8 protein-coding genes and 1 rRNA gene are annotated in these 9176 nt (G+C 46.8%); 8 read left to right on the top strand and 1 reads right to left on the bottom strand.

Going from position 1 to position 9176, the window contains the following annotated elements; genetic code table 11:
* Positions 1–130: 130 nt before the first annotated feature.
* The 8 genes from rrf to F454_RS0109385 all read left to right on the top strand — a co-directional run bounded on the left by rrf (position 131) and on the right by F454_RS0109385 (position 6709).
* Positions 131–246: ribosomal RNA gene (gene rrf / locus F454_RS0109420) — 5S ribosomal RNA — on the top strand.
* Between the two features lie 135 nt (positions 247–381).
* Positions 382–1053 (top strand): hypothetical protein, encoded by a 672-nt coding sequence (locus F454_RS0109415; RefSeq protein ID WP_018970405.1) that lies wholly within the window; start codon positions 382–384, stop codon positions 1051–1053.
* Between the two features lie 176 nt (positions 1054–1229).
* The gene (locus F454_RS0109410) at positions 1230–2234 is read left to right on the top strand and encodes a hypothetical protein (protein WP_018970404.1); all 1005 of its coding nucleotides are present in this window, start codon (positions 1230–1232) and stop codon (positions 2232–2234) included.
* Positions 2235–2493: 259 nt separating this feature from the next.
* Positions 2494–2739 carry a hypothetical protein gene (locus tag F454_RS16365; RefSeq protein WP_205619020.1) on the top strand — a complete coding sequence of 82 codons (246 nt, stop codon included), beginning with the start codon at positions 2494–2496 and terminating at the stop codon, positions 2737–2739.
* Positions 2740–2752: 13 nt separating this feature from the next.
* On the top strand, positions 2753–3784 hold the full coding sequence (locus F454_RS0109400) for a hypothetical protein (protein ID WP_018970402.1): 1032 nt from the start codon (positions 2753–2755) through the stop codon (positions 3782–3784).
* Positions 3785–4143: 359 nt separating this feature from the next.
* Positions 4144–5196 carry a hypothetical protein gene (locus F454_RS0109395; protein ID WP_018970401.1) on the top strand — a complete coding sequence of 351 codons (1053 nt, stop codon included), beginning with the start codon at positions 4144–4146 and terminating at the stop codon, positions 5194–5196.
* Between the two features lie 29 nt (positions 5197–5225).
* Positions 5226–5729, top strand: coding sequence for a hypothetical protein (locus F454_RS0109390; RefSeq protein ID WP_156817225.1), 504 nt, complete (start codon positions 5226–5228; stop codon positions 5727–5729).
* Entirely contained in the window at positions 5726–6709 is a 984-nt protein-coding gene (locus tag F454_RS0109385) for a hypothetical protein (protein ID WP_018970399.1), read from the top strand. Before F454_RS0109390 ends, F454_RS0109385 begins: the two co-directional genes overlap by 4 nt.
* 65 nt (positions 6710–6774) lie before the next feature.
* On the opposite strand, the gene F454_RS0109380 is transcribed toward F454_RS0109385, so the two are convergent.
* On the bottom strand, positions 6775–9150 hold the full coding sequence (locus F454_RS0109380; RefSeq protein ID WP_018970398.1) for a tetratricopeptide repeat protein: 2376 nt from the start codon (positions 9148–9150) through the stop codon (positions 6775–6777).
* Positions 9151–9176 lie beyond the last annotated feature (26 nt).

Genomic DNA, 9176 nt, shown 5'->3' with positions numbered 1-9176 from the left:
TCGAAAACTTACTTAAACCAAAGCGAAAGCTAAGGCCAATAGAGACCGCTTTTTGAGCCATCAAAAAGTGATGTGACTAAGAACTTCACACTTCTTACTTCACACTGATCACTCCGCACGAAGTGCGGTCTCTGGTGACCATAGCAAAGTGGAACCACCCGGTCCCGTTCCGAACCCGGAAGTGAAACACTTTAGCGCCGATGGTAGTTGGGCGATAGGCCCTGTGAGAGTAGGTCGTCGCCAGGTTATATGCCCGGTCTTAGCTAACGCTGAGATCGGGCTTTTTTGTGCTCAGATGCTGAGAAGGGTGTGAATTTCGATGTTTTTGCAACCATTGTCTTGGTGGTAGGTTCATAGAGTTGAAACCCAACAAAAATTACTATGAAGATAACCTTAATCCTTAGTCTTAGCGCGATGATATCGGCCAATGTGCTGCATGCAGGCCCGAACTTTAACAAGAAGGGGGCTCGAGCTGCGAAGAGAGCTTCACTGTCGGGAAACGTTTCTGACCTTGGCGTTTTGGCGGATAAATTCCGGGAACATCAGCTTCTGACCAGCCAAGGTGAGCTCTATTACGGTAAATCAGACGCTAAGTTGAGTTCAGCCCATTCGAAAACTTACAAGATGATTCATAAGGCTGTGACTGAGGATCGAATGGATGAAGAAGTCGCAAGAGATCAGATCAACAAATTGCTGACTGTGGGGGAGAGCTATCTTGCTGCCGGCGATAAGGCCGATATGTCTGAAACAAAATCTCAAATTACTAAAATTCAAGAATCTGTGAAGAAACAGGTCATTGAGAAAGCTCCAGCTGGAATGATGACGCCCAAAGTGAATAAAATTCAGTTTAACACAGAGGCTGTATTGCGTTTCGGGGAGGCGTCTGGACGGTTGAGTAAAGGAGACGTGAATACGATTCGGAGGTACTTAGATAGTTTGGAACGTAAAGAGGACTCCTATAAATCTTCTGGGACATTGTCTGATAAGAATCACGCAAAACTACTGGAACAAGCACGTGAAACCTGGCGTGATACGATTGAAAAATTTAGTTAACAGGAATAAACTATAACCTTGGTATCTACCTAGAAATCAATGATCTGTTAGTCATGTTTATACGGATGTTTAATTAATTGGCATCTCTAGTGTTTACAAACTCTGTAAGCCTTGATTTATTATTAAGTTATAGCTCCTCGTAAGTTCCCCCCGCCGAACCTAGCGAAAAGTACATAATGAAAAAATTCAAAATCCTACCCGTTTTGGGAACTACGGCGGCAGTCATCACCTGTGCGCAAGCAGCAAAACAAGAGCCGGCGATACCAATTGGTAAGCTTCATATCGATACGGATGTTGTTTATGCAACAACAAAGCCTGTATTGACATGGGAGGTTACCCACCCACAAACGATCGAAGACGTTATCGAGATCGAAGACATTATCGACATTGGAGATGGGAAAAAGAATGATGACACGATTGTTACCAAGAAGGAACTTTTGATGAAGGTGAGTATGATCGGTACTGGGATTACTGATTCATCAGGAAAAGAGTACAATTCTGCCAATGAAATCAGAATCAATGGTGGTAGTTGGCAACATATTTTTACTGGACCTGGCGCAGCAGTTGATGTGACAGAAGTTCTGCTTGAAGAAGTGATCGAGGAGGGCTCTACAATTGAGTTTCGAGCTCGTTATACTGGTTATGATGACTGGAGATACAATACTTCATCTGAAGTCCAGATCTTTTTCGATGGCGATGAGCCACCAGCAAATGCTAAAGCCAACGACGGGGATACTTCCGCTGAGGAATACATGCGTCCCTACACAAAAGACGGCAAATTAGTACTTGGAGCCTTAGACTTGATTTACGCGGCTGAACTTACTCACACAAAGACCAGCGATAAAGGTTACGACATGCAGGATTCAATTGTGCTGATTCGATTCACGGACTTGGAAACTGGTGTAGGCTCTTCCAAAGGAGAAGTTGATGAAAACGTGAATGGCGGTAAATCAAACAATGGTCATGGTAATAATGCAGATGGTGTTGATTCCAGTAATCCAGGTAATGCGCCATTTGAAGATTCAGATTCCAGCGTGGATGATGAAGTGAAAAGTAACCGTGATTACGTTAAACTTATCGAGGATACCCTTCATGACTACTCAGACTATGACACATCATACGGCTGTGGGCATGCCTCTGGAGGGAAACCTAAGGATAAATCTAAGAAGAAGGACAAGTAATCTTTTATGAGTAGCTCCAAGTACCTTGGAGCCACTTAAACAATATTGATACATGAGAATCACAAAGGCCCTAGGTATCAGTAGCTTACTACTCTCGTTGCTATCGCTCCCACTAAGTGCTGAAGAGACGAAAAGTAGGGTTCGTATACGGCCTAAAGTTCCTTTGACTGAGAAAGCTGACTTTCTACAAAGTTACGGGAAAGTACTGATTGTACCCAAAGGTTGTGTCATTGTGCTACCTGATGCATATAAGGGAAAGATGGTCGATGGATCGTCAATCTCAGGCAAGGTAGTGAGTACCAAGGAGTTTTTATCGAGTAATAACTCTTGGCTGCATTTACACAAGATATCAGACAAGCAGGCTCGCGGAGCCATTCGCTTTACTCAAGAAGAACTCGATCGACTCAAACAGTACAACAAAGTGGTACTCGCCATGGTAGGGAACGCATTCACGTCCGTTGCTCCTATAGCGCTGATTCCCGAAGATACTGAAACTAACAACTAAATATATTCAAATAATGAAAAATCCAATCATTCCAGCATTATTATTGGCCTCAGTTCTGCCATGTGCGGCCAGCGTTGACTACGTAGATGAAATCTGGGAGACGCATTATGATTCCGATGGTAACGAGAAGCCTGGTACGCTTCGTAAGCATTCCCTTGAAGATAAGGTAAGCATTACAGGAGAGATAGGCGTCACAGATAAAGCTGTCTATGAACTCCGTTCATACAATGATAGTGATATCACTGATGCATACATTCTAGACACGAAAACAATTTATGGGTTTGCACCTCAAGCAGAAGTCACGATTCTCAGTGATAGCTCCGCAACTGGTATACCGCGAACTCGTGCCGACAAACCCTTTTATGTCACCCACACAGTGAACAACATCCAAACTGATTCAGAGAATCCTCACCTTAACTCCGCCGTTCTTGTGTATGCGACAGATTCGGGTAAGGTTTTTGATAAGGTGATCACTGACAATGTAATAGCCGAGCGGAGAGAGTATACTCCATCTGACTTGTTTGGGTCTTCAGATTACTACAATTTGGAGGGTGAAGTAACTTTTTATGTCGTTCAGAATACGACATCCACCGATTCAACATACAGCTATGCTGATGAATTTGATTCACAAGTGGTAAAGGTGCTCCCAAAAGTCCAAGGCACACTGACAGGCTTCGACCCAGAAGTGACATACTCAAAGCTTCCCACGCTGACGATGAACGTTAAAAACGTATACCCGCAAGCGTCCTTGCAGTTAAGGGTGCATCCTGAGGGGGACCCTGATAACTACAAGGTCATGAATTGTGCTGCTACTTTCGAAAACCTGACGGATGATTTATACACTCCAGAGGCTAATATCACTGTCACGCTCGATGATGAGTTGATTACTTCAGACGGTAAATGGAAGTTCAAATGGGTGCATACTTCAACTGCTTGGGGTGAAGAGGAGATCAAAAATTTTGATGGGTCCACAGGCATACCGGATGATAATATTCAATACACATCTACCATTAACGTTCGGTCCCGTGTGAGTACATCACAGTAGGAGACAGCAGGAACGTTCAAAAACGTAATTCACTTAGAGCGCCAGAAGGTCAACTTCTGGCGCTCTTTTTTTGTTTGCTCTGATTATGAAGAATTCGTCAGCGCGTGGAGTGAGAGAAGGTTTGGTTTGATATAATAGATGGTTTCTATGTAGCCCACTCACACTATTCTACATCAATACTTTAGAGCATTCTTGGTTCTGAGGGATGTGGATTAATGAAAAAACCGTTTTTATTAAGTTTTAATAAGTATGGCTCTGGGTTTCGGAGTGTCTTCTGAATGTCCGGTTTTCTTGGTTTAATATGAGTATTCCCCGTCCGCTTGTGAATTCCCCCATAGAATGAACAAAAAGGAACTAAGATGAAAATACACAGAGACATATGGTATTGGGCTCTAGTAAGCCAGGTGATCGCTTCATCGGTAGTACTAGCCCAGACGCAGGAACCAACGATTCCGATTGGGAAGCTGCACATCGGAGCTGAGATTGTGATGGTTGACGATTACCCCGTATTGACCTGGGAAACAACGCACCCACAGACGATCCACAGTGTGATTGCTATTGGAGGGTCGACTGGCTCTGGGGAGGGGGCAGGTGATTCTGGAAGTGCGGGATCTGCCGATGATGAAATTGTGACGAAGCGCAAGCTATTGGTAAAGGTTAGCATGATTGGCACAGGGATTACTGATTCTGGGGGCAATGAATATGACTCCGTGAGTGAAATTTGCTTCAATCATGGTGAGTGGGAGCATGTTTTCACAGGGCCAGGAGCTGCAGTGGATGTGACCGAGGTCTTGGTCGAGAGAGTCGTGGAGGCTGGGACTTCTATTGAGTTTCGCTCCAGATACGCGGGGTACAAGCAATGGCGCTACAATGACTCACCTGAAGTGCAGATTTTTGTTGATGGAGACGAACCTCCAAAGAATCCGAGTAGTGACGCACTCGCGACATCAGCTGAAGAATACATGTTGCCATACACCGAGAATGGGCGTTTGGTCTTGGGAGCATTGGATTTGATTTATGCTGCGGAGCTCACTCATACAGATACGAGCTCTCACGGGTATGACATGCAGGACGCGATCGTATTGGTTCGCTTTACCGATCTTGAGACTGGTGTTGGATCTGCCCGAGGTGAAGTGGATGAACACATCAATGGAGGGACTTCTAACAATGGTCATGGAAACAACTTGGATGGTGTTGATTCTAGTAATCCAGGAAACAGTGGGGGAGAAGATACTGATAGCTCAGTGGATGATGAAGTGGTGAGGAGTAACCGTGAGTATGAGCGTGACCTTGAGGTGGGTGAGCATGATTATAGCGATTACGATACGAGTTATGGCTGTGGCAATGCTGGTGGAGGTAAGCCAAAAGACCGGACGAAACGTAAGCGTTGGAGCCATGGATGGGATGATTGATGCTAGCTCGAGGGATTGATAAAATGAAGATGATGGGTAAGTTCGATCAAATAGCTCTTGTGCTGATGTTTGTGCCATTTGCCCAGAGCGCAGAAATTTCTAAACACGTCGTCGAGGAGCAGCAGAAGGTAGTCAAGAGCTCAACGGTGAAATTGCGACCTAAAGTGCCGATCCACATGCGCATGGATTTTCTTAGTGATCGGAATCTATTGTTGATGGTGCCTAAAGGAGCCTTGATCGTAGTGCCAAAAGAATTTGAATCTAAAATTGTGAGGGGCGGGAAGGCGGATGGCAGCATGGTCTCAATGAAGCATTTTCTGGCTTCGAATAGTAGCTGGGTGGAGACCTATGAAGTGCACTTTGAGCAGATGATGGGCAAAAGGAAAATCCTTCAAGAGGAACTGGAGCGTCTCGTTCTGCTGAATAAGGTGATTATAGCAATCAATGGAGGTCGTCCCGCTGGTGTCAAGCCTGTAGCCTTGGAGCCAGAGATTGAGTTGTTTTCTCAGAATCAGAAAGGAGAAACACCATGAAGTTGATTGCATCATCTATTGTGTTTTTTTGTGGGGGGGCAGTACTTACTCAGGCTGAGTATGTCGACTACATCATCGAAACGCATTATGATGCAAACGATCTACAGGATGGCATCTCAATCCCGCATAACCTGTCGGACTTAGCGTCGATCACCAGTCAGCGTCCTGTGGTGCACAAGGTCATTTATGAATTGATCGCAATCAACCCGAGCGACAATGCGGATAGCTATATCCTCGATACCAAGACGATCTATGCGGAAGCCCCGCAAGCAGAAGTCACTATTGTCAGTGATAGTAGCGCCACTGGGATTCCAAGGACGAGAGCAGATCAGCCATTTTATGTCACCTACACCGTGAATAACCTCAAGGAGGTTGAGGATACACGGCTCAATTCCGCGATTCTAGTATACCAGACTGATGCGGGTAAAATTTTTGACGAGGATATCACTACAAACACCCTAGCAAAGACGAAGTCGTATAATCCCATGTCTCTATTTACTAGCGGTACGGCTGAGAGCCTCTCGGGTTCTGTGGTGTTCAGTATTGTAGAGAACGATCAGAGCAACACCTACAATGATGAGTTTGCTTCGCAAGAGATCTTAATTTTGCCCAAGCATTCAGGATCGATGACAGGCATCAATGATGGCGAAACCTATACTACCTTGCCTACGGTATCGTTTACCATTCAGAATGTGTACCCCCAAGCTACCGTCCAATTGAGAGTATTCAAGAGTAGCGAGCCAAACAATTATAAGGCGATAGAATCAAGTGCTACGTTTTTGAATCCCAAAGACGAACTGTTAAGTCCGGGTGAGCTGAGCTCTGTTGCGCTGAACGATGGGTACATTGATAGTGATGGGGAGTGGACCGTACAATGGGTCCACACCTCTACCGCTTGGGGTGAAGAGGTGGTTGATGAAGTTCAATTCACCTACAAAAGTACGCTCAATATACGTGCTAGAATTAGTACATCTAATTAACTGCTGTCATAGCCTTCTCATGATTGATGACTAGCAAATGAGGCCTTTCATGCATGTAGAAGTTCTCACAACCAATCCGGCGATTGGTTGCCAGGGTAGCGCAGGCGGAGTGAGTTTCGATAGGAACTACTATCTTTGTCGAGTTTGTTGAGCGACTGGACTAGCATGTAGAGTGCTTCTTCGTGGACTGCGGATTCATCGAAGGATTCGACGACGAGCACGTAATGCTGCGATGCTTTTTCGTAGTCTTCACTGAGGTAGGCGATATTGCCTACGAGATTGAGTAGAGCGGCTTTGGTTTCTCCAGATGGGCGCATGGCAAGTGCCTTTTCGGCAGAGGCGAGTGCGCTGTCGAGTTGTTTGAGGTGAAGCTGGGTGACTCCAAGAGTCAGGAGTGCATTGGCTTGGTAGGCTGGCTCAGTCTCGACTTCGACGAGTGTTTTGGCTGTTGCATTGGCCTGTTGCCACTGTTTGCTGAGCATCTGTGATTTAACGATGAGACGCCAGACTGTGTTTGGGGTCTTTTGGGGAGCCCCGGTTTCACAGCCTTTACTGAGGAAGGTGGCTGCTGCTTGGTAGTCCTTGTCTTGGTAGGCTTGGCTTCCAAGGCCGCGGTAGACAGCTAGAGGGATTTGATCCTGTAATCCGAGCTCCTCAAGGTGAGTGACTTCCTTCTTGAGTGTCGCAAAGTCCTTTTGGGCGTAGTGCATCATCATGAGTATGATGCTTGCTTGTTTGTCGTAGGAATCTTTGGCACTTACTCTTGCGGCGCGCAACGCGGGGATGGCTTTATCAAATTGTTCGAGCTTGTAGTAACAATGGCCTAGCCAGTATTGGCTATTGGCTTTGGACTTTGCGCTGATGAAGTCTGGGTAGTCTTTGAGTAGTTGTTCCAGCCGGCTGATCGTGTCTGGATAGCGTTTGGCATTGCGTTCAACGCGGGCGCTGAGCTGGAGCGCGCGTGCTGCCACTGCGGTTTTGGGGGCGCGCTGGATGGCTTTATCGAGGTCTTTTAATGCCTTGACGCGGTCTCCTAGATTCATGTGTGCTTGGCCACGCATGGCGTAGGCAGTGGGGACTTTGGGGTCCTTAGGCACTTCATTCATGAACTGGGTGAAGGCGTTGATTGCACCTTCGTTGTTTTCCGATTGCATGAAGCTCCAGGCTTTTTTGTAGAGCATGGCGGAGCGGTTCGAAGGTGAGATGAATTCGGGACTGATGGCGCTGTATGTTTCTGATGCTTCCTTGAACTTGTTCTCTTGGTAGAGCACCTCGGCTTTCATCAGGAGGGCGTGATGAATGAATTTGTTAGTCCCTCTACCGATCGCGTATTTTTGAATGAATTGATCGACGCTTTTTGGGGTGCGCTTAGCATTGATTTCATAGAGTGCTTTGAGTTTGTAGTAGGCAGCATTGAAGGCAGTTTCGGTATTCGGGACCGAGCGTTCTACTTCTTCGAAGAAGGCAATGGACTCAGCGTATTGTTTTTTCTGGAGGTACGCCTGACCTACAATGAACCCTTGTTTAGCGCGTTGCTCTGGCGCCAACATCACGGATGAGTCATTGAGAGTCGCGATGATCTCGTCGTATTGTTTTTGTGAGTACAGTTGTTGTAGCAGACCAATGTAGGCTTTGGCCTTCCAGGGGGGGAGGTCAAGGTCGATTGCTTCTTGATAAAATTTGGAGGCTTCTGGGTATTTCTCGAGTGCGGTAGAAGTGGCTCCGGCATGGAAAGTGATCTCTGCGCGCATCTCAGGTGGGAGGGCTTTACTCAGTAGTGATTGGTATTGCTTGAGTGCCTCTTCAAATTCTTGGTCACTGAAGTGAAGGTGGGCAAGGGATTGGATCGCTTGTGTGGTGTGGTCGGTGACGAGCTCACTAGTGGCCAGTAGTTCTAGTAAGGCTTTGGCTCCTAGCTTGTCATTGAGGTTGAGATAACATTGAGCCTCGAAGTATGCTGCTCTGAGTTTATCAGATTCCTCCTCGGCGTTGGAGCGGGTGAGCTGGAAGTAGCGGGCGGCCTTGGTGTAGCGTTTTTGATTGTAGCGTTCGTAGCCTAGTCGGAATGCTGCAGCGGCTACGTAGGGGCCGGAGCGGTATTGCTGAATGAGGTTTTCTAGCTGGTTGTTGGCGAGTACGCGATTCCCCACAGCGTAGTAGGCATTTGCTAGGTAGTAGCGGGAGGGTTCTGCGAATTTATGGCGCGGGTAGGTGCTCACGTAGTTCTCTAAAATCGGGATAGAACGGCGATAGAGAGCGATTGCTTGAGATGGATCCGGCTCGCTAGCCGCCGCGTCATAGAGCTGGCGGGCACGCGCGAAGTAGTCCGCTGCTGGGTCACTTTGCAGTGATTCTTGCGTGGATTCTTCCACCACGATCACCTGGGCGGTCAGTGGAGCAGGGAGGCATAGGATCCCGAGTGCTAAATAGAGTGCGCGCATGAGTTGCAGTGTGTAGTGCGGAGTAA

This window comes from Rubritalea marina DSM 17716, from assembly GCF_000378105.1.
In the GTDB taxonomy this organism is placed as follows: Bacteria; Verrucomicrobiota; Verrucomicrobiia; order Verrucomicrobiales; family Akkermansiaceae; genus Rubritalea; species Rubritalea marina.
Note: the sequence above shows the minus strand (reverse complement) of the source record. Positions and strands in the feature narration are given on the sequence as shown.